The sequence below is a fragment of the Streptomyces sp. NBC_00683 genome (assembly GCF_036226745.1).
Classification (GTDB): domain Bacteria; phylum Actinomycetota; class Actinomycetes; order Streptomycetales; family Streptomycetaceae; genus Streptomyces.
The window spans coordinates 4021717-4047494 of sequence record NZ_CP109013.1; the positions used below are offsets into that span (position 1 = coordinate 4021717).

A 25778-nucleotide genomic window follows, 5' to 3' on the forward strand; every position below is an offset into this window, starting at 1 on the left:
GTACGGAACTGCGGAACTGACGAGGAAGGTACCGCGCTGATCGTCCGGGGCGGGGGAAATTGACGTCGTCGTCACTCCGTCGTTTCCGGCCGAGTGATTTCGCGTCGAACACTCGCCGTCGCCGTTCGAGCCGAGCTGGTGTTCCGCTCGCGCGGGGAACCGGCCGCACGGGCGAGCCCTTCGAGCGTGGAGACGCTGACCTCCGCTCCCACCTCGCGCAGTTCCCGGTACTTCCAGGCGTTCTCCGCGTAACCGAGGAAGGGCACTCCGGCCTTGCTGGCCGCCAGCCAGTCGGCGGCCGAGTCACCGATCATCAGCGCGTCCGCGGCGGCCACCCCGGTCGACTCCAGCGCGCGGTGCAGGCAGTCGGGGTCCGGCTTGAGCAGGGCCGGGTCCGGCCTGCGGCCGTGTATGTGGCCGTCGAAGAACTGGCCGAGACCGTCCCGGGCGAGGTAGGAGGCCACCGCCGCCGGCGAGTTGTTGGTGGTCACCGCAAGGCGCGTACCCGCCGCCTCCAGGGCCCGGATGAGCTCCGCCGCTCCCGGGGTCGGGGTGGCTCTTCCCGCCGCCACGACCTCCTCCTCGGTGAGCTGCTCGTCCAGCACGGCCATCAGCGCGCGGTCCTGCGGGTAGTGCTTGCGGACTGCCAGGAGCACGCCGAGCGGGTCGGCATCCCGCACGCTCGCGGCCACCGGCGCCGTCTCACGGCCGAGTGCCGCCAGCCGCCCGGAGAGCCGCTGCGCGACCCCCTCGGCCGAATGGCCGGCGAACAGCCGGCACATGGGGCCGTCGAAGTCGAAGAGGACGCATGCGGCGGATGAGAGGAGGGCATGCGGGTCGGTCGCGTGCGGTTGAATCACGTCGCTCCGTCCGTCGGGGCGCGGGCCGGGGCCGGCACTTCGCCTCCCCATACTGCCCGCGCCCCCCGCGGCAGAACTGGGTGAACACACGATCCCCGTATCAGGGCTCCAGGTTCAGGTCGGTCGCCACGGTGGTCCAGAGTCCCTCGAACCACTTCGATGACTCCGCGACGAAGGCCCCGTCCCGCGCCTCGCCGTCGCCGTTGAAGGTGAAGAGCGTCGAGTCGCTCCCCAGGACGTCGAAGAGCTCGACCGTGTTCCCGTCGATCTGCTCAGGCCGCCGGGTGACCGTGTAGTACGCGAACAGCGCCTCGGTGTCGTTCAGCAGGTAGATCTTCACGGGCGGGGTGAACGGCAGGGCCCGGAACGTCACTTCGACGTCGAGATCGCGCGTGCTGCGCATCGCCAGCAGGTGGTGCCGCATGGCCGCGCCCTGGATGTTGCGCAGATGCAGCCAGCGCTCGTGGACCTGCGCGGCGTCCTCGGCGTCATCGGCGGGCCGGGGGAACGCCAGGTCCAGATGGCGGTCCGGCAGCAGGATGCGCACCTTCACCGAGCGCGGCGTGAGACGGCCGGACCGGATCCGCTGCAGGGGCTCGGCCAGGGCGAGCGCGAGGGATTCCGCCGTGAGGCAGAGCGCGTCGATCCGCACCTCGGGTGCCCCGAACGCCGCCAGGATCTTCGGCCCGAGGAGGGCCGCCGTCTGCTGGGGCTCGTCGTCGTCGGCCTCGACGACGACGGGAGGGGGACCCGCGATACGCGGCGGGGCACCCCGGGTGACCGCGGTGAGCATGCCCTCGGACTTCAGATGCTCCACCGCCTTCCGGATCGCGCCCCGTTCGACGCCGAACTCCTGGACGAGCTGCGCCTGCGTCGGCATGTGGGCGCCGGTCTTGAGTACGCCGGTGCGGATCCGCTCCCGCAGGATGTCCGCCACCTCTTCCGAGGAGGGCTTCGTGGTGCCGTTCGTTGCTCCGCGCTCAGGGGTCACAACAGAACGCTACAACTTCTTGCCATCTAACGGAACTTGTTCCGAAGTTGGTTATGAACTGACACCAAGTGGGGACTCTTAGAAGTGAGTTGGCTGCCAACTCTGCCAACGTCCATTCGTACAGGGCACGTTCATCGCTGAATCCGTCCACCGCCGTACGGGTGCAGCTCGCGCATCGGCCGCTTCCCGGAGCCTTCGCTCCCCACCTCCTCAGGAGGGACCGCCATGCCCGTACTCATCTTCTTCCTCGAGCGGTATCTGGAGTGGAAATTCGGCGTCATGAGCACCGTCGCCATGTCGTTGCTGGTCGGCGGCTGGAAGGCCGGCAGTGAGCAGTGCACCACTGCCGGTGCCGTGCTGCTGGCCGTGCTCGTGGTGGGCGCGGCCCTCTAGAACATGTCCGGGCACCAGGGCCGCCGCGCCGTACGGAACACCGCCTCCGCCGAAGCCGCGGCGCCCGCCCGGTTCTCCTCCGCCCGGCCCAGTGCGGCGAGCCGCAGTGCCGACTCGTCGCCCAGGTACAGCGTCGCCAGATCCCCTACGTCCAGAGTGAGGTCGGCACTCTGTGTCGTGGGGGTGCAGGAGGCGCCGGACGGGGAGACGTCCAGCCGGAAACGGCCGGCCGTCAGGCCCGCCCCGTCCTGGATGTCCAGGACCAGCGTGGCCTCGGTCGCGTACGTGCGGGCCTCCAGGGCCCGGGGTACGTCCAGGAGGCGCAGCCACAGCCAGTCCGCCTGGGTCACGATGCGGGCGGCCCGGGGGTCCGGGAGGAGGAGGGGAAGCAGGTCGTCGGGGGCGCGGTGGCCGGTGCGGACCGTGGTGATCCAGTCGATCGAGCAGAGGAAGAGCCACAGGGCCCGTTCCGCCTCGGGGCTCACCGCGATCATGCTCTTCACCGTCGCCTTGTTCAACGGCTGCTTCGCGTCGCCCCAGTTGTCGTCGGCCCGGTAGGCGATCAGTCCGTCGACCTCACCGTCCGCCGAGCGGTGGACCGCGTAGAACGGCTCCTTCCACGGATCGTTCGGGGGCAGGTCGAGCCCGGTGTTGAGCTGCCACCATCGCTGGTCCCGGTTGATCACGCCCGGCTGACGGGCCGCGAGCCGGTCGTGGAGCGCGGGGCCGAGCTTGCGCACCTCCGCGCCGTCCACGAAATCGATCCGGCCGCCGTCCTCCTCCGACGGGACCGGCCGGCGCGGGTCCAGACCGGCCCGGGGGACGTCGATCTCCCACTGGGTGGTCCAGGTCGCCGGGCCGAAGCCGTACCGGCCGTAGATCGGGTACTCGGCTGCGAGGAGCGAGGCGACCACCTCACCCCGCTCCTTCGCCGCCGCCAGGTCCGCGGTCATCATCCGGCCGAGCAGTCCGCGGCGGCGGTGCGTGGGCGTCACCGTCACGCCGCTGATCGCGTCGGCCCGCACCGTGGCGCCGCCGACGACGGACAGTTCCTGGGCGAACGACCGGAACGTCGCCACACACCGCCCGGCGTCGAACACACCCTGGACGCGCGACAGGTCGGTATGCGCCAGACGCCCCTTGATCTCTTCTTCCGTCGGCACCGTGGAGTTCAGGAACCCGGTGCCCACCGCGCGCAGCCAGTCGGGGTACTCGGACTCGGTGACGGTACGGAGATCAAGGTTCATGGGCCCCACGCTAAGCAGAATCCCGCCGGAAAGTCGCGCGCATTTCGACGGGCTCCGGCACCCCCTTGAGCCGGTACCCCTTGAGCCGGTACGCCGGATCGAGCCGGTACGCCGGATCAGAACGCCGCGCGGATCCGGCCGACCTCCACGGCGCCGCCCAGCAGCGGTGCCCTGCCGATGCGGGACACCACCGGAGCGTCGACACCGAGCAGTTCCAGCGCACGGGCCAGCACCGGGCCCAGCGCACGCGTCGAACCGTCGTCGATCTTGAAGGCCAGCGCCCTGCCGTCCGCGAGCGCCACCGCCTGGACCGCCTCGGCGCCCATCTTCGAGAGCGTGCCGGGCACTTCGCGCATCAGCCAGGTGTCCGGGCGCCGCGTCCCGGCGACGAACTCCGGGTGCGCCCGCATCGCGTCGGCGACCCGGCGCTCCGCGGTGCCGGGCTCCGCCAGGACGAACGTACGGAACGCGCGGGCCAGGCCCACCAGGCCGATCGCCATCAGCGGGGCCCCGCAGCCGTCCGTGCCGACCGCCGCGACCGGCTCGCCCGCCGCTTCCGCGACCACCTGGCCGACGAGCTGCTGCAGCGGATGCGCCGGGTCGAGGTACGTCGAGGTGTCCCAGCCGTTCTGTACGCAGACGGCGAGCATCGCCGCGTGCTTGCCGGAGCAGTTCATCGTGAGCGGCTCCCGCACCCGCCCCGCGGCGAGGTACGCCTCCGCCTCCACCGGGTCCAGCGGAAGGTCCGGCGGGGTCTGGAGGTCGTCCGGCTTCAGTCCGTGCTCGGCGAGCATCGTGCGGACGAGGTCGAGGTGGAAGTCCTCCCCCGAGTGGCTCGCGGCGGCCAGTGCCAGCCGCTCCCCCGACAGGTCCAGCCCGGCCCTCAGGATCGCGGCGGCCTGCATCGGCTTGTTGGACGAGCGCGGGAAGACGGGGGCCGCCGGGTCGCCGAGCGCGTACTCCACACGTCCGTCGGCGGCCAGCACGACCAGCGATCCCCGGTGGTGGCCCTCGGTGAAACCGGACCGTACGACCTCGGCCAGGACCGGGAGCGCGGGGGACGCGGCGGGAGATATGGAGGTCATGGTGGCGGGTGGCCTTCCGGGGGCGGGGCGGGACCTGCCCCCGGAAGGGTCGCTTCAGGCGAGCAGATCGTCTACTTGTGCTTCTCCGTCACGGTACCTGCGGGCGATCTCCGCGCTGCAATCGTCCACGGTGCGCTGGAGCCGGTGCCGGCGCCGGGAGACCTGCTGTTCGTAGCGGACGAGCCGTCCCATCGCGGTGAGCAGCTCTTCGTCCGTCCGGGCGTCGAGGTCGGACAGTTCGACCTCGGCGAGCGTGTCCGCGGCCAGCTGCCGGTACTCGTCGCTGCGCGGCGTGGTGAGGGTGACGTGCCGCGCCGAGGAGCGGTGGACGGACGGGGTGTCGGCGAGGATCTCCGAGAGCCGGTCCACCACCGGCGACTCCGGCCCGGAGCGGCCGGCGAGCTCGGCACGCAGGATGTCGATCCGGCCCTGGACCAGACGGCGTACGTAACTCAGGTCCGCCTCGTCGCGTTGCGCGTCACGGCGGAGCGTGCGCAGTTCCGGCAGCCTCAGTCCGCGGAACTCGGGCTGCGGACGCACGGAGGCGAGTCCTTCCCCGGCCCCGCCGTTCCCCGTCTGTCCCGGTACGGACAGGGGTCCGGCCAGTGTCGTGGGCAGCTGCGCGGACAACGGGCCCTGTGCGGGCGAGGCGCCGGTCCGCTGTACGGGCGGGCGCACGGTACCGGGAGTACGTGTCACCGGTACGACTCCGGGTGATGGCCCGGTTCCATGTGTGGTCATGATGTTCCGTCCCCTCGACCGGTGCGTCGGCACACCGACATCGTGCATCGTGCCACTACGCACGGTGCTCACGCAGGTGCTCTGTACCCGTTCAGCCCAAGATAGGTTGGTCTGTATGCGTGCAGTGATACAGAGAGTGGACGGCGCGAGCGTCGCCGTCGCGGGCACCTCCGACGATCCGTCGGGGGCGGGAACCGTCGGCGAGATCGTCGGTGAGGGACTGTGTGTGCTGGTGGGGGTCACTCACGGGGACACCGCGGAGAAGGCGGCGCAGCTTGCCCGCAAGCTCTGGACCCTGCGGATCCTGGAGGGCGAGAAGTCCTGCTCGGACGTGAATGCACCACTTTTGGTCATTTCGCAGTTCACTCTCTACGGGGACGCCAGGAAGGGCCGCAGGCCCACCTGGAACGCCGCCGCCCCCGGCGAGGTCGCCGAACCGCTGGTGGACGAGGTGGTGGCGCAGTTGCGCGCACTGGGCGCACAGGTGGAGACGGGCCGCTTCGGGGCGGACATGCGTGTCTCGCTCACGAACCACGGCCCGTTCACCGTACTGATCGACGTGTAGCAGCGCGGGTGGACAGCCGCGCGTAGGAGGTCTACGGCTCGACGACCGTCTCCTGGGCCGCCGCGGTGTCACCCGCGATCAGTTCCGCGTCCACGGCCACGTTCCGCTTCACCAGCGCCAGGGCGATCGGGCCCAGCTCGTGGTGGCGGGCCGACGTGGTGATGAAGCCGAGCTGACGGCCGTCCTCCCCGTCGGCGGCCAGCCGGACCGGCGTTCCGTGGCCGGGCAGGAACACCTCGCTGCCGTCCAGGTGCAGGAAGACCAGCCGGCGCGGCGGCTTCCCCAGGTTGTGGACACGGGCGACCGTCTCCTGCCCCCGGTAGCAGCCCTTCTGCAGATGCACGGCGGTGCCGATCCAGCCCAGCTCGTGCGGGATGGTCCGGTGGTCGGTCTCGAAGCCGAGGCGCGGACGGTGCGACTCGATGCGCAGCGCCTCGTACGCCAGGATGCCGACGGCGGGACCGTGCCCGGCGGCGTACGTCTCCAGGTCGGCGCGCGGCAGGAAGAGGTCACGGCCGTGCGGCGTCTCCCGTACGGCGACACCGTCCGGGACCTCGGCGATGGACCCGGCCGGGAGATGGACGACGGCGAAGTCCTCGGTGCGGTCGGCGACCTCGACCCGGTAGAAGAACTTCATCGACTCCAGATAGGCGATCAGCTCGCCCTGCGTCTCCGGCTCGACGTGCATCCACACCGTCGTGCCGTCGTCGACGAGGTAGAGGGCGTGCTCGATGTGCCCGTTGGCGGAGAGGATCAGCGCCTCGGTCGCCTGGTTCGGCGCCAGGTCACTGACGTGCTGGGTGAGCAGCAGGTGCAGCCAGGTCAGGCGGTCGCCGCCGGTGACCGTGACGACACCCCGGTGCGAGAGGTCGACGAGGCCGCGGCCGTCGGCAAGCGCGCGTTGCTCGCGGAACAGGTCGCCGTAGTGCGCGGCGACGCCTTCGTCGCGCCCTTCGGCGGGGACGGCGCCGGGCAGGGACAGCAAGGGGCTCTTCATGCGACCAGCGTACGACTCGGGCTACGGCTCGCTACGGGGCGCCTCTGCCGGAGCGGCCCCCTCGGGGCCGGCGTCCGCCTCTTCCGCGGCGTCCGCCGCCTTCGCCGCACAGTCCGCGCAGCGGCCGAAGATCGCGAAGTGCTTCATGTCGGTCTCGAAGCCGAACGCGCCGCGGAGCTTCGCGGTGAAGTCGGCGACCACGTCTACATCGGCCTCGATGACGTTCGTACAGTCCCGGCAGACCAGGTGGATGTGGTGGTGGCGGTCGGCCAGGTGGTACGTCGGAGCCCCGTGCCCCAGATGCGCGTGGCTGACCAGCCCGAGCTCCTCCAGGAGCTCCAGGGTCCGGTAGACGGTGGAGATGTTCACGCCCGACGCGGTCCTGCGCACCTCGCAGAGGATGTCGTCGGGCGTCGCGTGCTCCAGCCGGTCGACCGCCTCCAGGACAAGCTGACGCTGCGGCGTCAGCCGGTAGCCACGCTGCCGAAGATCGGTCTTCCAGTCGGTGCTCACCACAGGCCCAGTGTAGGGCGGGGCCGGACACCGGCACGTCTGTGCCGGAAAGCCGGGAAGCCGGTCAGCTCCTACTTGAAGAAGGCGATGCCGTCGTCAGGCAGGTCCCCGAGGCCCCTCGCCATCTCGGCGACCTCCTCCGGAGTGACGACCTTCTTCAGGTGCGCCGACATGTACGGCCGCAGCTCCACATCGGGGGTGGCCTTCTCGCCGACCCACATCAGGTCGCTGTTCACATAGCCGTAGAGCCGCTTGCCACCGCTGTACGGGCCGGAGGCCGCGGTGCGGGCCACCGCGTCGGTGACCACGTCGATCTGCGGCTTCTGCTTGGCCAGCTCGCCGTACCAGATCTCGACGATGCCCTGGTCGCGGACCATGACGATCTCGACCTTGCGGTCCTTGTCGATGCGCCAGTAGCCGGACTCGGTCTCCAGCGGCTTGACCTGCTTGCCCTCGGCGTCCAGCACCCAGGAGTGCGAGACGTACTCGAGGAAGTCCCGGCCGTCGTGGCTGAAGGTGACTTCCTGGCCGAAGTTGCACTTCTCGGCGCCGGGGAAGTCGGAGACGCCCGCACCCGCCCAGTTGCCGAGGAGGAAGGCCAGCGGCACGAGGTCCGGGTGGAGGTCGGACGGAATCTCGATCATGAGCGGCTCAGTCGATCTGTGAGGTGTACGGGCAGGTGTTCGGCGAGGGTCAGCGCTGGCCCTGGTACAGCTTCTTCACGGTCACTACGGAGAAGGCGAGCACGCCGACGCAGACCAGGATCAGCAGGGCGGAGAAGAATGCCTCAAGCACGGGGAGCTCCTCGGGACTAACGACGTGACGGCGGTACAGGACCGGGCCCCCAGCCTAATGGGTGGGGGCCCGGCACGGCGGTCCGGGGTTTCCCCCGGGCGCGGTCAGCCCAGCAGCTGGTTCTGCAGGACGACGGTCTGGTGGAACGGAACCGTTTCCGTGCCCGCCGCGCCCTTCCGGGTGTGGACGACGAGGGCGACGGTGTCCCCGGCCAGCACGTACGCGTGGCGGACCTGCTCCGCGCCGTACGGCTTCGCCTCGGTGTACACGCGGGGCGTGGTGTACTCCACGCCGCCCGTGCCCGGCCATTCGTCGTCGGTGGCGGCCTCGGTGAGCCCGGCGAGCGGCTGCGGGTACGACTCGTCCCCGAAGAGCTCGTCCTGGAACTCGGTGGAGTACGCCACCGAGTTGAACTGGAGCAGATAGACCCGGGACGACGTGCCGTCCGGCATGGTCCAGCTGCGGGCCGCGATGTGCCGCAGGGCGGAGTCGGTCAGCCGCTGGGTGATCTCCGCCCGGTCGTCCTTCGGGTACTCGGAGACGTACTGCGCGGTGGTGACCCAGCCGTCGGCCTTCTTGTCCACCTTCGCACCGGCCGGGGCCGGCAGGAGGAGGCGCCGCAGGTCGGCGTGGTGGACCTCCGCGGTGTTGGCGTCACTGAACGGGCGGAGCGCGTCGGCCGGGAGGGCGGGCAGGGTCAGCCGGGGGTAGTCCCAGCGCCCGTCGTCCTCGGTGGCCAGTCCGGGTACGTCGGTGCGCTTCATCGACGTGATGCCCGCGGCCGTGCCGGCGCCGAGACCCCCGAGGACCAGCACGGCGGCGGTCCACCGGGCGACGGCCCGCAGCACCCGGCGCGGCGGCCGGGGCGGGACCTGCGGGAGGTCCTGCTGCGGGTCCTGGTGGTCCTGCTGCGGCGGGTCCTGCTGAGGCGCCTGCTGCGGGAGGTCCTGCGAGGGCGGGTCCTGCGGCACCGGAGGCGGGGGCAGCGGGGGGAGGTCCTTGGCGGGGGCGGCCTCGTCGATCGGTTCCGCCGTCTTCTCGGTCATACGTACTCCCCCGGGGACGTGATGTGCTCCAGCTGGTCCTTCAGCAGTTCGGCGACAGCGGCCTTGTCGAAGGGCTTGATGCCGGCCGCCGAGACGCTGATGCCCAGCTCACCGTCGTACGCCATGCAGACCATGTTCTCGAGCTTGTCCTTGCTGTCCTTGGGCGTCAGGAAGCACGTGGCCTTGCGCGTCTGGCCCGTGATCTTCGGCCCGTCGCGGAAGATGCCGAGGGCGTCGAAGAGCTCCCGCTTGAAGGTGTAGAGATCCCGGACGGCCTTCTTGTCCTTCATCCGCATGATCTGGGTGGTCACGACCAGGTCGTTGGACTCCGACACGTACGAACGGGCGGCGAAGCCCTGCACGCGGAGCTTGTCCACCCGCTTGTCGAACTCCCGGCGCTGCTTGCCCGCGAGCCCGCGGTTGGACTGCTTCATCGCGGCGGCGGCCTCCTTGCCGCTGACCTCGCCGTCGTTGCCGAGATCCTCGACATCGGGTCCGAGCCGGTAGCCGGCGGGAACGGGCAGCATCAGCTTGCCGAGCTCCGTGTCGGCCCGGCCCCGGTCGGTGCCGGCTGCCGGGTCCTTGAGCGGCCCGTGATCGGCCATGTCCCAGACGGTCGTCTCGACGGACCGGTCCGCGCCGTCGACCGTGATCGCCGTGTACGCGGCCGCACCGCCGACGGCACCGATCACCAGGACGGCGGGAAGCGCGGTGAGGAGGATCCGGCGGACCTTGCCCGGACGTGCCGGGGCGTCCTGGAGCGGAGACGCGTCGGGCGCCTCGGCTGTCGCGTCTGCGGTTGCGTCGGCGGCGGGCGGAATGACGTCGTTCACAGGAGCTCCAGCTGTCGCTCGGCCAGCGTCCGGATGTCCTTCTTGCTGATCGGCTCGGTGTCGAAGACGTTGATCTCGACCATGATGTCGCCGCGGTGCATGACGGCCCTGGCCCTGTAGAGCGGCATGTAGCCGGGCTCCCGGTGGACGCCGTACAGGTAGTAGCGGCCGCTGGCGCTGCCCTTGACCGGATCGCCTTCGTTGCCGGCGCCGCGCTCCTTCGAGGCCATGTACGAGCGCTGGCCGTCGGCGTACGACGACGCCTCGGCGATCGCCCCGGACCGGAACTGGACGAGCCGCACGTTGGCCTCGCGGTGCGCGCCCTTCTTCCAGGCGGCGCCCGCGATCCGGCGGACGTCGGACTCCAGGAGGTACTCGAGCTGGGAGTCCTCCTCCTTGAAGATCCGCGCGTAACTGTCCACGCTCACCCAGCCGTCGTTCAGCCAGTCCGTGTCCTTGCTGTCGCTCCAGCCGGCCGGCCGCTTCATGACCAGCTTGCGCAGATCGCCGCCCGTCCGCACCTGGCGGTCCTGAGAGGCCGGCAGGGGTGCCGGGACCTTGTCCGCGGGCAGCGACTTCGCCGGGTAGGCCAGCTCCGCCTGCGACAGCGCGGGCAGCGCCGTCGGGGGCCGCTCGGCCTGGACGCCGTAGCCGACAGCCGTGCCGCCCGCGATGCCGAGCAGCGCTGCCGCGGCGATCAGCAGGGTCGTGCGCCCGCGCGGGCGCACGCGTACGGATGGGGCGGACGGCTCAGCAGGTTCGGCGGGCACTGCGGACACGGCGGTTCCGGCGGGCGCTGCGGGTGCTGCGGGCTCAGCCGGTTCGGCGGGTCCTGCCGGCGCTGCCGGTTCGGCAGGCACTGCAGGAATGGTGTCGTTCGGTTCCAAAAGGGTCCCCCCAAAGAGACCTGAAGCGCGGGTTCCATTACCTGCGCACACAACTGACCCACAGGTCCCGGGGGAGGTTGCCCGACCGACGATTACAGTTCGGTACATGTCGAAGAAGCTCGTGATCAAGGTGACTGCCGGGGCGGATTCCCCCGAGCGCTGCTCGCAGGCCTTCACCGTGGCGGCCGTGGCCGTCGCCAGTGGGGTCGAGGTCTCGCTCTGGCTGACCGGCGAATCCGCCTGGTTCGCACTGCCGGGCCGTGCCGCCGAGTTCGAACTGCCGCACGCCGCGCCGCTGCCCGATCTGGTCGACTCGATCCTGGCCGGCGGCCGGATCACGCTCTGCACGCAGTGCGCGGCACGGCGCGACATCACGGAGAAGGACGTCCTGGAGGGCGTGCGCATCGCGGGCGCCCAGGTGTTCGTGCAGGAGGCCATGGCGGACGGCACGCAGGCCCTCGTCTACTGACCCTGGTGCGGGAGTTGCTCTACCGGCGGTGCTTCTTGTCGTCGAGCTCGTCCCACCACTCGTCCGACTTGGGGTCGCCGGAGGGGTCGTCCCACCAACGGTCGTCCGGCCCCCGCCGGTTGGCGACCATGGCCGCGACGGGCGGGATGACCATGGCGACCACGCACATGGCCACCGCCGCGGGGACGGACCAGAGGCGCACGAAGGCCCAGGCGGAGACGAAGAGGACGAGGCATCCGCCCATCAGCAGGAAGTAGGCGCGACGGCGTCGGGCGTACATGCCTCCAGCGTAGAACGGATCCGGCCGTCCGGCGGGGCCCGGACGGCGCGAAGGGCCGCACCCCTGCTCAGGTGGCGTCCAACCCCCTGGGGTGCGGCCCTCCGGCCGGTCGTGCGCGGAAACTACACGGCGATGGCGACCTCGGCGAGGCCACCCGTCTGCGCCACGACCGTGCGGTCGGCGGTGCCGCCCGGGACCAGGGCGCGGAGCGTCCACGTGCCCTCGGCCGCGTAGAAGCGGAACTGTCCGGTCGCCGAGGTCGGAACCTCGGCGGTGAACTCACCGGTCGAGTCCAGCAGTCGGACGTAGCCGGTGACGGGCTGGCCGTCACGGGTCACGCTGCCCTGGATGGTCGTCTCGCCCGGCTTGATCGTCGAAGCGTCGGGGCCGCCGGCCTGTGCTCCACACATGGTGTTCTGTCCTTCTGGTCGGGGTGCTGATCAGGTCCTGCGGACTTACTTGTTGGCGCCGAGCTCGATCGGCACACCGACGAGGGAGCCGTACTCGGTCCACGAACCGTCGTAGTTCTTGACGTTCTCCTGGCCGAGCAGCTCGTGCAGCACGAACCAGGTGAGCGCGGAGCGCTCACCGATGCGGCAGTAGGCGATGGTGTCCTTGGACAGGTCCACCTGCTCGTCCTCGTAGAGCGCCTTGAGCTCGTCGTCCGAACGGAACGTGCCGTCGTCGTTGGCGTTCTTCGACCACGGGATGTTGCGGGCGCTCGGCACGTGGCCGGGGCGCTGCGACTGCTCCTGCGGGAGGTGCGCCGGGGCGAGCAGCTTGCCGCTGAACTCGTCGGGCGACCGCACGTCGACCAGGTTCAGGCTGCCGATGGCCTTCACGACGTCGTCGCGGTAGGCGCGGATCGACTCGTCCTGGGCCTTGGCCTTGTACTGGGTGGCCGGGCGCGTCGGGACGGCGTCGGTCAGGTCGCGGGAGTCGAGCTCCCACTTCTTGCGGCCGCCGTCGAGCAGCTTGACGTTCTCGTGGCCGTACAGCTTGAAGTACCAGTACGCGTACGAGGCGAACCAGTTGTTGTTGCCGCCGTAGAGGACGACGAGGGTGTCGTTCCCGATGCCCTTCTCGGACAGCAGCTTCTCGAAGCCGGCCTGGTCCACGAAGTCACGGCGGACCGGGTCCTGGAGGTCCTTCGTCCAGTCGATCCGGATCGCGTTCCTGATGTGGTTCTTCTCGTACGCCGAGGTGTCCTCGTCGACCTCGACGATGGCTACCTGCTGGTCGTCGATGTGGGCCTCGACCCAGTCGGCGTCGACCAGAACGTCTGCGCGGCTCATGTGTTTCTCCTCCGGGGCAGTCTGCGGCGGGGTGATGCGGTGTGCGAAGTGCGAGGTGTACGCGCAGGTGCTGGGAGCGGACGCGTACGGGGAGGCACGGGTTCGGCCCTGACATCGTCGAAGGGCCGGGCGAAGCGGGAGGACGTCCCGCTCAGAAAGTGCGACAGAGCATGGCGGCGACGCGGCACAGGTCTACTGCCCGCCGCTTCGTGAGGTCCGCCTGTCGCTTCATGTGTCCGATCGTAGGGAGGTACGGGCGGAGATGTCACCGTCGTGTCGGATGATGAGACACGATCGTCCGCGATGCGAGACGAGGTACCGATCGGAGGCGCGCCTGGCGGGTCCACCGACGGTTCGGGCCGCACAGTCATCTACGGGTCGGACGGGGGCGTCTCAGTATCTGGATCGGCCCGTCACGCGCGCCCTCGCGGTCCCCCCCTACCCCGTCCCGCCCGGGGCTATCCGCCGCTGCTCCCGGTGGAGCCGTCACCCGGCGAGTTCGATGTCCGAGCCCGTCACCGAGATCCTCAGGCCGTCCTCGGCCACTTCGATCTTCTCCAGCTTCAGCCCGGCCGGCAGACCGCCGATCTCACGCTGGAAGTCGGTCTTCTTGCGGACCAGCCCCTCCAGACCGGGGATGCCCTCACCCGGTACCTCGTCCGCGTGAACCTTGACGGTGTCGCCGTCGACCAGGGTGACGGTGGACAGCACGCTGCGCGAGACCGAACGGCCCAGCAGCGGGATCTCGACCGATCCGGAGACCTTCACCTTGCCGTTGCCGCCGTACGCGACGGTGACCCCGTTGTCCGCCGCCTTGGTGAGGTCCTCGTACGAGACGACGGCCGTCCCGGTCGCCCGGGAGGCCGTCGCGCTGGTGTAGCCGGCGCCCAGCTTCACCTGGTGCAGCTGGGCCTGGATCTCACTGATCCGTATCGAACGGCCGCCCGCGCTGGTCCGTACGCCGCTGACCTTGACGTCGACCTGGTCGAGCTCGGATCCGGCGATCTGGGTCAGGAAGGGGAAGCCCTTGATGTCGACCTCGGTCGAACCGGTCTCCGCACCGCCGAACGAGACCCTGTCCGCGGCCTCGGACTCCGCGAAGTACACCGCCGCCCTGTCCAGGGCGACGAATATGCCGCCAAATACCACAGCCATGATCAGCAGTATTCGCAGTGCGCGCATGCCTGTTGCTCCCCCACTCCGACCGGCCGGACCCTCGTGCCCGTGAGCCTACTGCCGCTGCGCGGCGCGCCCGGAGTGATCGACGAGCAAGCGGCCCGGCCGGTTCCCCCCGATCGGAAACAGGGCGGGTGCCATGGGCGGCATCAGGCGATCGCACGGCCGATCAGGTAGACGGCGGGAGCCGCGGCGGTGAGCGGCAGCGCCACTCCGGCCGTCATGTGCACGAACCTTGACGGGTAGTCGTAGCTCGCCACCCGCAGACCGATCAGCGCACAGCCTCCGGCCGCGAGCCCGAGGAACGCGCCCTGCGTGCCGATACCGGTGAGCCCGCCGACAGCGGCTCCGGCGCCCGCCGCGACGAGCAGCGCGACGACGACCGAGGCCGGACCCGGCAGCGGAAGGGCCCTGACGAGCACGGCCACCGCGACCGCGATCCCGCCCACCGTCACCGCGTCCGGGGCCGCCGCGAGGTGACCGGCGGCCAGGACGGCGAGCGCGGCCGAGGCGACGGTGGCGGTCAGGCCGTACATCCGCTCGTCGGCCCCGGCATGGCTGCGCAGCTGGAGTACGAGGGTGAGCAGCACCCACACGCCGAGCGTGCCGAGAATGGCCGCCGGGGCGTTGTCCCGGCCCGCGGCGAGCAGGACGACGTCCGCGACGAACCCACCGGCGAACGCGAGGGCGATGCCCTGCCGGGCGGGCCACATGCCGTTGAGCCGGAACCATCCGGCCGCTGTCACGGCCTGGAGCAGGACCAGCGGTACGAGCAGGGCGTACGGCCCGATCGCGGCGCCGAGGGCGATCAGGAGGCCGAGGCCCGCCGTGATCGCGGCGGGCTGCATCCCGGGCGCGATGATCGGCGAACGACCCTCGGCGCGGGCCCGCTGCGCGTCGGTGATCCGGCTGTTGCCCAGCGTCGTGGGCGCGCTGTAGCCGGAGCCGCCCTGCACGGGTGCCCCCGCCGGGCCGGCCGGAGCCTCCGGGACGAACGGGACCTCGGGCGGCAGCGGGTACGAACCCGAGGTGCTGCCCTGCGAGGCGAACTGCGAGCCGGACTGCGGGCCGGAATGCGAGCCGGTCTGCGGGGCCGGCTGCGGAACGGGCTGCGCGGCCTGCTGGTACGCCGCCTGCTGCGGGTACGGGGCGGCGTGCGGTGCCTGCTGGTACGCGGCCTGCTGCTCCGGCCGGATCGTCGGCTGGTACTGGGTGTCCCACGTCTGGCCCTGCCACGTCTGGGTCGCACCCTGGTCGGTGTGCCCGGGCGCACGGCCCTGCGGGTTCACCGGCTCCTGGGGTGCCGCCGGCTGCTGCGGCGCCTGCCCGGCCGGCCACGCGGAGCCGTCCGGAGCGACGCCGTACGGCGCGGAGTCGTAGGGGGCGGCGTCGTAGGGCTCCTGATCGCCGTACGGCGCCTGCTGCCCGTACTGAGGGGGCTGCTGCCCGTACTGGGGCGGCTGCTGCCCGTACGGATACTGCTGATCGCTGTTGCTCATGGTCTGCGGTTCACCCTCCTGCGAACGGCGGGAGCACCTCGACCGTGCCGCCCTCGGCAAGGCGTACGGTCTCATGGCCACGGGTCCCGACGGGGTTTCCGTCGATCAGGAACGAGCACCTCTGCAGTACCCGCGTCAGCTCGCCCGGGTGCCGCTCCCGCGCCCCGTCGAGCGCCTCGGCGAGCGTCGCCGCCGCGTACGGCTCCTCCGCGGTTCCTGCGGCGGCCTTGGCCGCGGCCCAGTAGCGGATCGTCCCCGCTGCCATGGCGACACCCCTTTCCTCGTGCGTCAGCTGTCCATCATGAATCACGCCGACGCCGTCCAGTCCGCGATACGGGTGAGCAAGCTCTCGTCCGCCGCGTTCTCCGCGTGCCCCATCCCGCGCTCCAGCCACAGCTCCGCCGTGCCCCGTGCGGCTTCGGCCAGCATCCGGGGGTGGTCGAGCGGGAAGTACGGGTCCTGGTCGCCGTGCACGATCAGCAGGGGGGCCGGTGCGATCAGGGGGACCGCCTCGACCGGGGAGAGCGGGACCGGGTCCCAGTCCTTGCGGTCGATCCGGGTGCGGAAGCCGTAACGGCCGACGATGCGGCCGGCGGGCCGCGTGACCACCCAGTGCAGGCGTCGCATCGGAGCCGTCCCCCGGTAGTACCAGCGGGCGGGAGCGCTGACGGAGACCACCGCGTCCGTGTGCGCTTCTGTGCGCCCCGCGTGCGCCCCAGCGCGCCGGCCCACTCTTCCGGCTCCCGCGGTGGAATCCGTCCCGACCGGATCCGGTACGTCCTGCGCCGTATACAGAGCAGCGTGCCGAAGCACCACGGAACCACCCATCGAGAATCCGACCGTAACGATCCGCCGGTGTCCCAGCGACCTCGCCCAGGCCACCGCGGCGGCCAGGTCCAGCACCTCGCGGTCGCCCACCGTGGACCGTCCGCCGGACCTCCCGTGCCCCCGGAACGAGAACGTGATCACGGCCGCACGCTGGGAGAACACCTCGGCGGCGCGCCGCACGGCCGGCCGGTCGACGGAGCCGGTGAAGCCGTGTGCGACGACGATCGCCGTACCGGCGGATCCCCCGTCCACACCGGCTGCGGAACCTGGCGTACACGGGGTGTACACCGCCTCGATACGGACGCCGTCACCGGTCAGCAATGTGGTGCGCCGGGCGGTCCGCGTGATCGAGGGAACAAAAGAACTCGTGAATCGACCCTCGGACACAGAACTCATGTGGGCTATTCTGCTGCGAAGAGGATCCGGGCAGAGTTGCCCCCGGGTCCTTTTGTGCTTTCCGCGCGTTGTTACGGAGACGTTTCAACAAGCTCAGCGGTCCCCGGGTGCGGGGCCGCACCGTAAAAACCGTATGACGGCCACCGCAGGGTGAACGTCCGTACGGAAGTACGAAGAGTGCCGCATACTCCCCCGGGTCCGCCCCGGGAGTGCCCCTCTCGCAGGGAACGAGGAGGACCGACGTAATGGGCGAGCGAACCGTGCACGATCGACCGACGACCCAGGCAGGTGGGCGGCGATGAGTTCACTGCTGCTTCTGACGAATGCCCTTCAACCGTCGACGGAGGTGCTCCCCGCCCTCGGCCTTCTGCTGCACAGCGTGCGGGTCGCTCCCGCCGAGGGACCCGCTCTCGTCGACACCCCTGGTGCCGACGTCATCCTCATCGACGGCCGCCGCGACCTCCCGCAGGTGCGCTCGCTGTGCCAGCTGCTGCGGTCCACCGGACCCGGCTGTCCGCTGATCCTCGTCGTGACGGAGGGCGGCCTCGCGGCCGTCACCGCCGACTGGGGCATCGACGACGTCCTGCTGGACACCGCGGGCCCCGCGGAGGTCGAGGCCCGGCTGCGGCTGGCCACCGGCCGCCAGCAGATCACCGCCGACGACTCCCCGATGGAGATCCGCAACGGCGATCTGTCCGTCGACGAGGCGACCTACAGCGCCAAGCTCAAGGGCCGGGTCCTCGACCTGACCTTCAAGGAATTCGAACTGCTCAAGTACCTCGCGCAGCACCCCGGCCGGGTCTTCACCCGCGCCCAGCTGCTGCAGGAGGTCTGGGGCTACGACTACTTCGGAGGTACGCGAACGGTCGACGTCCACGTTCGGCGGCTGCGCGCCAAGCTCGGCCCCGAGCACGAGTCGCTGATCGGCACCGTCCGCAACGTCGGCTACCGCTTCGTCGCACCGGAGAAGGTCGAACGGGGCGCCGAGGAGGCCAAGGCCAAGGCGGCGGCGAAGGCGGTGGAGGAGGACGTAACCCGTTCGGAGCAGTCCATGGAAGCCGGGATCACGGAAGAAGCCCCGGTCCGACCTGCCAAGCGGTAGGTCGATCCGCGTAGACTGCCGCGCGTGGCCAAGGTGACGCGGGACGATGTGGCGAGACTGGCGGGGACGTCGACCGCGGTCGTCAGCTACGTCATCAACAACGGACCCAGGCCGGTTGCCCCGGCCACGCGCGAGCGGGTACTCGCCGCGATCAAGGAGCTGGGGTACCGGCCCGACCGGGTCGCCCAGGCCATGGCCTCGCGGCGGACCGACCTCATAGGCATGATCGTGCCGGACGCGCGCCAGCCCTTCTTCGCGGAGATGGCGCACGCCGTCGAACAGGCGGCCGCCGAACGCGGGAAAATGGTGCTCGTCGGCAACTCCGACTACCGCGACGAGCGCGAGGTCCACTATCTGCGCGCCTTCCTCGGCATGCGGGTCTCCGGGCTGATCCTCGTCAGCCAGGGCCCCAGCGAGCGGGCGGCGGCCGAGATAGAGGCCTGGGACGCCCGCGTCGTCCTGCTGCACGAGCGGCCCGAGGCGATCGACGACGTCGCGGTCGTCACGGACGACATCGGTGGCGCACAGCTCGCCACCCGCCACCTCCTGGAGCACGGCAACGCCTACGTGGCGTGCCTCGGCGGCATGGAGTCGACCCCGGTGGTCGGCGACCCGGTCGCCGACCACATCGAGGGCTGGCGCCGGGCGATGCACGAGTCGGGGCGGTCCACGGACGGCCGGCTCTTCCACGCCCCGTACAACCGCTACGACGCCTACCAGGTGGCCCTGAAGCTGCTCGCGGGCCCGGACAGGCCGCCGGCGATCTTCTGCTCGACGGACGACCAGGCCATCGGTGTGCTGCGGGCCGCGCGCGAGCTGCGGATCGATGTGCCCGGGGAGCTCGCGGTCGCGGGCTTCGACGACGTGAAGGAGGCGGGCCTGACGGATCCGCCGCTGACGACCGTCTTCTCGGACCGTCCCGCGATGGCACGGGCGGCCGTGGACCTGGTCCTCGACGACTCGCTCCGGGTCTCGGGGTCCCGGCGCGAGCGTCTGAAGCAGTTCCCGTCCGCGCTCGTGGTGCGGCGCTCGTGCGGCTGCGGGGAACCGACGGTCACGGCGCCGTAGCCGCGCGTCCCTTATATGGGGCATACACGGTTCTGCCGGGCTTCTCAGGACGTACTCAGGTCCTTCTCATGTTCGCCGACCACTCTCGTAGACATGACCGACAGCCACCGCCCGAGCGGCGAGTACCCGATGTACCCCTCGTACGGCAACGGCGAGGCGGCCTACCCGCCGCCGCCGGCGTACGAACCCGCACAGCAGAACGCCGCGGAGCCCGGCCCCCACGCCTGGCCCGCCCCCCAGCCCGCCTCCGCTCCGGACCCGGCCCCGGCCCCGGCGCGCAGGGTCAAGCGGCCCCTCGCCCTCCTCGTGGCCGTGGCGATCGCCGCGGCGGCGATCGGCGGCGGCACCGCGACCCTCATCGGCGAGCTCGCGGACGGCGGCTCGAACAGCACCGGCTCCGGCAGCGTCGTCAGCGGCACCAACGTCTCGCAGAGCAGCGCGGGCACCGTCTCCGGCGTGGCGGCGGCCGTCTCACCGGCGATCGTCGAGATCAGCGCGAGCTCCTCGGCGGGTGACGCCACCGGCTCCGGCGTCGTCATCACCTCGGACGGCGAGATCATCACCAACAACCACGTGATCGCGGGGGCCTCGGAGATCAAGGTGGCCCTCAGCACCGGCAAGACGTACACCGCCGACGTCGTCGGCACGGACGCCGACAAGGACCTGGCGCTCATCAAGCTCCAGGACGCGAGCGGACTGAAGACCGCCTCCCTCGGCGACTCCTCCGCGGTGAAGGTCGGCGACCAGGTCGTGGCGATCGGCTCGCCCGAAGGCCTCACCGGCACGGTCACCAGCGGCATCGTCTCGGCACTGGACCGCGACGTCACGGTCGCCAAGGACGAAGACAGTTCCGGTCAGGAACAGCAGCAGCAACAGGGCGGCGGGAACTGGCCGTTCGAGTTCGGCGGACAGCAGTTCAACGGCGACACGGGTACGTCCAAGACCACGTACAAGGCCATCCAGACCGACGCCTCGCTCAACCCCGGCAACTCCGGCGGCGCGCTCATCAACATGAACGGCGAGATCATCGGCATCAACTCCGCGATGTACTCCCCCAGTTCGGCGAGCGCCTCGGGCGGCTCGGCGGCGGGCAGCGTGGGCCTCGGCTTCGCCATCCCGGTCGACACCGTCAAGGCCGACCTGGACACCCTGCGGGCCGGCAACGGCTCCTGACGAGGAGGTCCCGAGTGAACCCCGACCCCGACACCGCGGCCACCGGCCCGTCCGGCCTGGCCCTCCCCCTCGCCCTGGCAGCCGAACTGGCCGCCCGGCATCCCACCGCGGACGGTCCCCGCCCCGCGGAGGTCCGCACCCCCACCGCCACCACCGGCCGCGGGCGCCGTGCCGCGCGACGCCGTGCGGCGGCCGTGCGAGGCTGAGAGCGCAGCACACAGGAACCGTCATGCGAAGGAAGAGGACGAAGCAGCGATGAGCCCCGCCGAAGACGATCCGCAGCGCGTTCTGATCGTCGACGACGAGCCCGCCGTGCGCGAGGCCCTGCAGCGCAGCCTCGCCTTCGAGGGATACGGCACCGAGGTCGCCGTGGACGGATACGACGCCCTCGCCAAGGCGGAGTCGTACGCCCCCGACCTGATCGTCCTGGACATCCAGATGCCCCGCATGGACGGCCTCACCGCCGCCCGGCGCATCCGGGCCACCGGCACGACCACCCCCATCCTGATGCTCACCGCCCGCGACACCGTCGGCGACCGGGTCACCGGCCTCGACGCGGGCGCCGACGACTACCTCGTGAAGCCCTTCGAGCTGGACGAGCTCTTCGCCCGCATCCGGGCCCTGCTGCGCCGCAGCTCGTACGCGGCCGCGGCGGGCGGGGCCGTACCCGACAACGACGTGCTGGCCTTCGCCGACCTCCGGATGGACCTGAACACCCGCGAGGTCACCCGGGGCACTCGCCGGGTCGAGCTGACCCGCACCGAGTTCACCCTGCTGGAGATGTTCCTGGCCCACCCCCGGCAGGTGCTGACCCGTGAGCAGATCCTCAAGGCCGTCTGGGGCTTCGACTTCGAACCCAGCTCCAACTCCCTGGACGTGTACGTGATGTACCTGCGCCGCAAGACCGAGGCGGGCGGCGAGCCGCGGCTCGTGCACACGGTGCGGGGCGTGGGGTACGCGCTGCGGTCCGGCGGCGGTGAGGCGTGACCGGCCTGCTCCACCGCTTCCGCACGCTGCCGCTCCGCTCCCGGCTGGCCCTGCTGGTCGCCACGGCGGTCGCGGTGGCGGTCGCTGCGGTCGCCGCCTCCTGCTGGTTCGTGACGCGTGAGCAGCTGGAACACCAGCTGGACGAATCACTGAAGAACTCGACCGCGATCGACAAGGAGTACGTCCAGAACCTGCTCAACGCCTGCGCGGGCAAGGCGGTCGGCCAGCGCCCGTCCCCCGGCTCGTTCAGCGTGCAGATCATCGCGACCACCGGCGAACCCTGCGCCGCCCCGTCACGGACCGGTGCGTTCCCCACGACCGACGCGGACCTCGCGGTGGCCGGCGGGGACCTGGACGACCTCCTGCACACCGTCACCGGAACCGACGGCAAGAAGCTGCGGGTCTACACGCGGCCGATCCAGCTCACCGGTCCGGGCCCCGCCTCCGTCGACACCCTCGCGGTCTCCGTCGCCCGCCCGATGAGCGAGGTCGACGACCCCCTCTCCACCCTCGCCTGGATGCTGCTGTTCGTCTCCGGCATCGGCGTCCTCGGCGCCGGCGCGGCCGGGCTCTGGATCGCCCGTACCGGCCTGCGCCCCGTCGACGAGCTCGCCGACGCCGTCGAGCACGTCGCCCGCACCGAGGACCTCACCGTCAGGATCCCGGTCGAGGGCGAGGACGAGATCGCCCGCCTCTCCCGTTCCTTCAACTCGATGACCAGCTCGCTGGCCACCTCGCGCGACCGCCAGTCCCAGCTCATCGCGGACGCCGGTCACGAGCTGCGCACCCCCCTCACCTCGCTCCGCACGAACATCGAGCTGCTCGCCCGCAGCGACGAGACCGGCAGGGCCATCCCGCCCGACGACCGCAAGGCCCTGATGGCCTCGGTGAAGGCACAGATGACCGAACTGGCCGCCCTCATCGGCGACCTCCAGGAGCTCTCCCGCCCGGACGCCGCCGAGCCCGGCCCCCTCCAGGTGGTCGCCCTGCACGACATCACCCGTACCGCCCTGCAACGCGCCCGGCTGCGCGGTCCCGAGCTGACGATCACCGCCGAGCTGGCCCCCTGGTACGTGCGCGCCGAGCCGGCCGCGCTGGAGCGGGCGGTCGTCAACGTCCTGGACAACGCGGTGAAGTTCAGCCCGTCCGGCGGCACGATCGAGGTCGTCCTGCACCGCGGCGAGCTGACCGTGCGGGACCACGGCCCCGGCATTCCGGCCGAGGAACTCCCGCACGTCTTCGAACGCTTCTGGCGCTCCCCCTCGGCCCGCCAGCTCCCCGGCTCCGGCCTCGGACTGTCCATCGTGGCCCGCACGGTCCAGCAGGCGGGCGGCGAGATCGCCCTGCGCCCGGCTTCCGGCGGCGAGGGCACGGTGGCCTCGATCCGTCTGCCGGGCGCACCGCAGCCGCCGCCGGAACTGTGAGCGCGTCTCAGGCCGCAGGGTTGTGCCGGATCAGCGACTCGACCAGGCCGGAGCGGGTCGCCGGGTAGTCCAGCGGGACGATGCCGAGCCCCGTCCAGCCCGCCGCCGCCCCGTCGAGGAACGAGTGGACCTGCGGGTTGAGCCGGTCGGAGTTCCAGCGCGGCGGCATCAGGGCGGCGGTGCTGACGTAGTTCATGAACAGCTTGCCGGGCTGCTGGGCGGCCTTGCGGAACTGCGCCTCGATCTTGGGGTACTTGCCGAACGGCTCGGCCATGTAGTCGTCCTGGATGTCGAAGACCGCCGGGTCGGCGTACCGGACCCCCGGCAGCCCGCCGTTGTCGGCGAGCACCACGACCTTGCCCCGGGCCCCGCCGAGGTCCGGGAGCGCGGGGTCGAGGCGCAGGAGCGGGCGCCATCCCTTGCCGTCGAGGTAGAGGTCGAAGATCCGCCGGAACGCGGCGTCGCTCTCCTCCGAGTACTCCTGCTTGACCCTCATCAGTACGGTCTCCGAGGGCCGCTGGGCCAGGAAGTCCCGGCAGGCGCCCAGCACGTCGTCGAAGTTCAGGTTCTGGTACGAGGCCCCGTGATGGATGGCGTACGCGTCGCCGCTGATCCGGCAGCGTATGTCGAGGAAGCGGATGCCGCTGTTGAGCTGCTCGGCGACCGTGGTGTTCTGGCAGGCCGTCCAAGGGCCGCCGTAGCGCGCCCCGGAGTTGTGCGTCCCCGGGATCGTGAGGCGTTGCAGCGGGGTGGCGTCGGCGATGCCGGCCATCCAGTCCTGGGTGCCGAGGGCCCGCTCGGCGGCTGCGCCGGCGGGCGTCGCTCCGACGAGGACACCGGCGGTGGCGGCGAGGGCACCGGTGAGGAAGGTCCGGCGGCTGGCGGTGTACGGGCTCATGCGGGGAGGCCTCCGTCGGCTGTGGGGGGAGGCCTGGAATTATGTCGGGTACACCTCAATCCGGGAACAGGGCCTGCCTTCAGAGACGCCGCCGGGAACGGCAGGAGCGGGGCGGTGGGCCCTTCCGGCCCGCCGCCCCGCTCCCGTTCGCTGCTGCCGCTGACTACTGGATGACCGTGATCCGGTCCGTGGCCGGCGGGGCCAGCGGCGCGGTGGCCGTGGAGTGCGCCGCCAGGTAGGCGTTGAACAGGTCCAGGTCGGACGGGCCGACCAGCTTGTTCGTGCCCTGGCCGAGGGCCGCGAAGCCGTCGCCGCCGCCCGCGAGGAACTCGTTCATCGCGACGCGGTACGTCTTCGCCGGGTCGATCGCCTCACCGTTCAGCAGGATCGAAGAGGCGACCACGCGGTCGGCGCCCGACTTCGTGAGGTCGAGCGTGTAGGTGAGGCCCTTCGAGACCTGGAGGATCTTCGGCGAGGCCGCGTTGGAGCCGCTGACCTGCTGCTGGAGCGCGGTGACGAGCTGCGCGCCGGTCAGGTCGACGACGTTCATCATGTTGGTGAACGGCTGGACGGTGAACGCCTCGCCGTACGTCACCACTCCGGCGCCCTCGCTGCCTGACGCCGCGTACACGAGGTCGGAGCGGATGCCGCCCGGGTTCATGAAGGCGACGACCGCACCGCCCTTGTCCGCCGGGGCCAGGCCCTCCAGCTGGGCGTCCGCGATCAGGTTGCCGAGCGGCTTCTCGGGGGCCGTGGAGCCGCGGCCGTTGATGTCGGCGGAGATGTAGCCCTGCGGCCGGTTGGAGATCGGCGCCGCGAGGGTGTTCCAGCGGGCGATCAGCGCCGTCATGTCCGTGGCCTTGGCCTGGTCCCGGGTGACGACGTGGTTCTGCGACTGCGCCGACTTCACCGACGTACGGACGATGTCCTTGGTCCGGCGGTCGTAGGTGAGCGTCGTGTCCGTGTAGACCTTGCCGAACGAGGAGGCCGAGGTGACCATGCGCGGATTGCCCGCCGGGTCCGGGACGGTGCAGACGTACGCCTGGTGGGTGTGGCCCGTGACCAGGGCGTCGACCTTCGGCGTGATGCCCTTCGCGATGTCGACGATCGGCCCGGAGATGCCGTCGCCGGCGCCCGGGCTGTCGCAGTCGTAGTTGTACGAGGAGGAGGCCGGGGCCCCGCCCTCGTGGATCAGCGCGACGATGGACTTGACGCCCTGGCGGTCCAGTTCCTTGGCGTACTTGTTGACCGTCTCGATCTCGTCGTGGAACTTCAGGCCCTTGACGCCGTTGGCCGTGACGATGTTCGGCGTGCCCTCCAGGGTCACCCCGATGAAGCCGATCTTGACGCCGTTCTTCTTCCAGACCGTGTACGGCTTGAGGATCGGCCTGCCGGTCTTCTCGTTCGTCACATTGGCAGCGAGGTACGGGAAGTCGGCGCCCTCGAACGTCTTGCCCTGCTCGTAGCAGCCCTCGACCGGGTGGCAGCCGCCGTTCTGCAGGCGGCCCAGCTCGGTGGCCCCCTCGTCGAACTCGTGGTTGCCGACGGCCGTCACGTCGAGGTCGAGGCCGTTGAGCGCCTCGATCGTGGGCTCGTCATGGAAGAGCCCGGAGAGCAGCGGGCTCGCGCCCACCATGTCGCCACCGGCCGCGGTGACGGAGTACGGGTGGCCCTTGCGCGCGGTGCGCAGCGAGGTCGCCAGGTACTCGACGCCACCGGCCGGGATCGACTTCACGGTGCCGTCGGCCTGCTTCTCGCTGACCGAACCGGCGGAACCGGCCGGCGGCTCCAGGTTGCCGTGCAGGTCGTTGAAGGAGAGCAACTGGACATCGACGGTACGGGTCTTGCTGCCGTGACCGTGCCCCCGGTCATGGGCGCCGGCCGGCATCGCGGCGACGAGCGCGCCGACGGTGGCCAGCCCGGCCGCGGCGGCGAGCACCCGCCTGGACGCGCGGTTCTTCTGCGGAGTCGCTGACATCGGTCCCCTTGTGAGTTCAGCGGAGGGTGGTGAATCGGGATCACATGCGAGCCGCAGCCTAGAGTCAACGCGCGTAGCGCGACAGGGTTACGGGGTTACGACCTGGTTGCTTCCTGGTCCAGAAGCCACCTAGTCCGCAAACCTCACATATCTTTCCGCGCACCTCATCTGACGGTGCGCCACTGTCACGGTTGCACGACAGGAGCGCCACAAGCTGATCAGCGCTACGCACGAGGTATCCACGACCGGTGC

Annotated in this window: 30 protein-coding genes; 9 read left to right on the forward strand and 21 right to left on the reverse strand. The window is 70.9% G+C overall.

The window, feature by feature from the left end; all coding sequences use genetic code 11:
* Positions 1-71: 71 nt before the first annotated feature.
* Positions 72-860 carry an HAD family hydrolase gene (locus OG257_RS18000; RefSeq protein ID WP_329208732.1) on the reverse strand — a complete coding sequence of 263 codons (789 nt, stop codon included), beginning with the start codon at positions 858-860 and terminating at the stop codon, positions 72-74.
* Between the two features lie 100 nt (positions 861-960).
* Positions 961-1851, reverse strand: a complete 891-nt coding sequence (locus OG257_RS18005; protein ID WP_329208733.1) for a winged helix-turn-helix domain-containing protein — start codon at positions 1849-1851, stop codon at positions 961-963.
* Between the two features lie 225 nt (positions 1852-2076).
* On the opposite strand from OG257_RS18005, the gene OG257_RS18010 reads away from it, so the two are divergent.
* Positions 2077-2244 (forward strand): hypothetical protein, encoded by a 168-nt coding sequence (locus OG257_RS18010; RefSeq protein ID WP_329208734.1) that lies wholly within the window; start codon positions 2077-2079, stop codon positions 2242-2244.
* On the opposite strand, the gene OG257_RS18015 is transcribed toward OG257_RS18010, so the two are convergent.
* From OG257_RS18015 to OG257_RS18025, 3 genes are all read right to left on the reverse strand, one after another.
* Positions 2241-3491 (reverse strand): GNAT family N-acetyltransferase, encoded by a 1251-nt coding sequence (locus OG257_RS18015; RefSeq protein WP_329208735.1) that lies wholly within the window; start codon positions 3489-3491, stop codon positions 2241-2243. The genes OG257_RS18010 and OG257_RS18015 overlap by 4 nt on opposite strands.
* 116 nt (positions 3492-3607) lie before the next feature.
* Positions 3608-4576 (reverse strand): asparaginase, encoded by a 969-nt coding sequence (locus OG257_RS18020; protein ID WP_329208736.1) that lies wholly within the window; start codon positions 4574-4576, stop codon positions 3608-3610.
* A gap of 54 nt (positions 4577-4630) precedes the next feature.
* Positions 4631-5317, reverse strand: a complete 687-nt coding sequence (locus OG257_RS18025) for an RsiG family protein (protein ID WP_329208737.1) — start codon at positions 5315-5317, stop codon at positions 4631-4633.
* Between the two features lie 115 nt (positions 5318-5432).
* Between OG257_RS18025 and dtd the strand changes: the two genes are divergently transcribed.
* Positions 5433-5882, forward strand: a complete 450-nt coding sequence (gene dtd, locus OG257_RS18030) for a D-aminoacyl-tRNA deacylase (protein WP_329208738.1) — start codon at positions 5433-5435, stop codon at positions 5880-5882.
* Between the two features lie 31 nt (positions 5883-5913).
* On the opposite strand, the gene ygfZ is transcribed toward dtd, so the two are convergent.
* The 6 genes from ygfZ to OG257_RS18060 form a co-directional block, all read right to left on the reverse strand.
* Entirely contained in the window at positions 5914-6879 is a 966-nt protein-coding gene (gene ygfZ, locus OG257_RS18035) for a CAF17-like 4Fe-4S cluster assembly/insertion protein YgfZ (RefSeq protein ID WP_329208739.1), read from the reverse strand.
* Between the two features lie 21 nt (positions 6880-6900).
* Positions 6901-7395, reverse strand: coding sequence for a Fur family transcriptional regulator (locus OG257_RS18040; RefSeq protein WP_329208740.1), 495 nt, complete (start codon positions 7393-7395; stop codon positions 6901-6903).
* A gap of 68 nt (positions 7396-7463) precedes the next feature.
* Positions 7464-8036 carry an FABP family protein gene (locus OG257_RS18045; protein ID WP_329208741.1) on the reverse strand — a complete coding sequence of 191 codons (573 nt, stop codon included), beginning with the start codon at positions 8034-8036 and terminating at the stop codon, positions 7464-7466.
* A 255-nt stretch (positions 8037-8291) separates the two neighbouring features.
* Complete coding sequence (locus tag OG257_RS18050) at positions 8292-9233, reverse strand: hypothetical protein (RefSeq protein ID WP_329208742.1); 942 nt, start codon at positions 9231-9233, stop codon at positions 8292-8294.
* Entirely contained in the window at positions 9230-10066 is an 837-nt protein-coding gene (locus tag OG257_RS18055) for a hypothetical protein (RefSeq protein WP_329208743.1), read from the reverse strand. Before OG257_RS18055 ends, OG257_RS18050 begins: the two co-directional genes overlap by 4 nt.
* On the reverse strand, positions 10063-10845 hold the full coding sequence (locus OG257_RS18060; RefSeq protein ID WP_329208744.1) for a hypothetical protein: 783 nt from the start codon (positions 10843-10845) through the stop codon (positions 10063-10065). Before OG257_RS18060 ends, OG257_RS18055 begins: the two co-directional genes overlap by 4 nt.
* A 214-nt stretch (positions 10846-11059) precedes the next feature.
* On the opposite strand from OG257_RS18060, the gene OG257_RS18065 reads away from it, so the two are divergent.
* A complete protein-coding gene (locus tag OG257_RS18065; protein WP_329208745.1) occupies positions 11060-11422 on the forward strand; it encodes a DsrE family protein in 363 nt (120 codons plus the stop codon).
* 19 nt (positions 11423-11441) lie between these two features.
* Here OG257_RS18065 and OG257_RS18070 read toward each other — a convergent pair whose 3' ends face one another.
* From OG257_RS18070 to OG257_RS18100, 8 genes are all read right to left on the reverse strand, one after another.
* On the reverse strand, positions 11442-11702 hold the full coding sequence (locus OG257_RS18070) for a DUF3099 domain-containing protein (RefSeq protein WP_329208746.1): 261 nt from the start codon (positions 11700-11702) through the stop codon (positions 11442-11444).
* 122 nt (positions 11703-11824) lie between these two features.
* Entirely contained in the window at positions 11825-12112 is a 288-nt protein-coding gene (locus OG257_RS18075; protein WP_329208747.1) for a DUF1416 domain-containing protein, read from the reverse strand.
* Positions 12113-12157: 45 nt separating this feature from the next.
* Positions 12158-12997, reverse strand: a complete 840-nt coding sequence (locus OG257_RS18080) for a sulfurtransferase (protein ID WP_329208748.1) — start codon at positions 12995-12997, stop codon at positions 12158-12160.
* Positions 12998-13148: 151 nt separating this feature from the next.
* A complete protein-coding gene (locus OG257_RS37245) occupies positions 13149-13229 on the reverse strand; it encodes a putative leader peptide (RefSeq protein WP_350310325.1) in 81 nt (26 codons plus the stop codon).
* A 254-nt stretch (positions 13230-13483) separates the two neighbouring features.
* Positions 13484-14179, reverse strand: a complete 696-nt coding sequence (locus tag OG257_RS18085) for an LmeA family phospholipid-binding protein (RefSeq protein WP_329208749.1) — start codon at positions 14177-14179, stop codon at positions 13484-13486.
* A 143-nt stretch (positions 14180-14322) separates the two neighbouring features.
* The gene (locus OG257_RS18090; RefSeq protein ID WP_329208750.1) at positions 14323-15672 is read right to left on the reverse strand and encodes a hypothetical protein; all 1350 of its coding nucleotides are present in this window, start codon (positions 15670-15672) and stop codon (positions 14323-14325) included.
* Positions 15673-15682: 10 nt separating this feature from the next.
* Complete coding sequence (locus OG257_RS18095; RefSeq protein WP_329208751.1) at positions 15683-15937, reverse strand: MoaD/ThiS family protein; 255 nt, start codon at positions 15935-15937, stop codon at positions 15683-15685.
* Between the two features lie 41 nt (positions 15938-15978).
* Positions 15979-16896: an alpha/beta hydrolase gene (locus OG257_RS18100; protein ID WP_329208752.1), complete on the reverse strand. Its 918-nt coding sequence runs from the start codon at positions 16894-16896 to the stop codon at positions 15979-15981.
* 298 nt (positions 16897-17194) lie between these two features.
* On the opposite strand from OG257_RS18100, the gene OG257_RS18105 reads away from it, so the two are divergent.
* The 6 genes from OG257_RS18105 (at position 17195) to OG257_RS18130 (ending at position 22650) form a co-directional block, all read left to right on the forward strand.
* Positions 17195-17998: a response regulator transcription factor gene (locus OG257_RS18105; protein WP_329208753.1), complete on the forward strand. Its 804-nt coding sequence runs from the start codon at positions 17195-17197 to the stop codon at positions 17996-17998.
* A 24-nt stretch (positions 17999-18022) separates the two neighbouring features.
* On the forward strand, positions 18023-19066 hold the full coding sequence (locus tag OG257_RS18110; RefSeq protein ID WP_329208754.1) for a LacI family DNA-binding transcriptional regulator: 1044 nt from the start codon (positions 18023-18025) through the stop codon (positions 19064-19066).
* A gap of 93 nt (positions 19067-19159) precedes the next feature.
* Positions 19160-20239: a S1C family serine protease gene (locus OG257_RS18115; RefSeq protein WP_329208755.1), complete on the forward strand. Its 1080-nt coding sequence runs from the start codon at positions 19160-19162 to the stop codon at positions 20237-20239.
* 14 nt (positions 20240-20253) lie between these two features.
* A complete protein-coding gene (locus OG257_RS18120; RefSeq protein WP_329208756.1) occupies positions 20254-20445 on the forward strand; it encodes a hypothetical protein in 192 nt (63 codons plus the stop codon).
* 49 nt (positions 20446-20494) lie between these two features.
* Entirely contained in the window at positions 20495-21226 is a 732-nt protein-coding gene (locus tag OG257_RS18125; RefSeq protein ID WP_329208757.1) for a response regulator transcription factor, read from the forward strand.
* Entirely contained in the window at positions 21223-22650 is a 1428-nt protein-coding gene (locus OG257_RS18130) for a sensor histidine kinase (protein ID WP_329208758.1), read from the forward strand. Before OG257_RS18125 ends, OG257_RS18130 begins: the two co-directional genes overlap by 4 nt.
* A gap of 7 nt (positions 22651-22657) precedes the next feature.
* On the opposite strand, the gene OG257_RS18135 is transcribed toward OG257_RS18130, so the two are convergent.
* Both OG257_RS18135 and OG257_RS18140 read right to left on the reverse strand, forming a co-directional pair.
* Positions 22658-23548: a phosphatidylinositol-specific phospholipase C gene (locus tag OG257_RS18135; RefSeq protein ID WP_329208759.1), complete on the reverse strand. Its 891-nt coding sequence runs from the start codon at positions 23546-23548 to the stop codon at positions 22658-22660.
* A 163-nt stretch (positions 23549-23711) separates the two neighbouring features.
* A complete protein-coding gene (locus tag OG257_RS18140) occupies positions 23712-25526 on the reverse strand; it encodes a bifunctional metallophosphatase/5'-nucleotidase (protein ID WP_329208760.1) in 1815 nt (604 codons plus the stop codon).
* Positions 25527-25778: the final 252 nt, after the last annotated feature.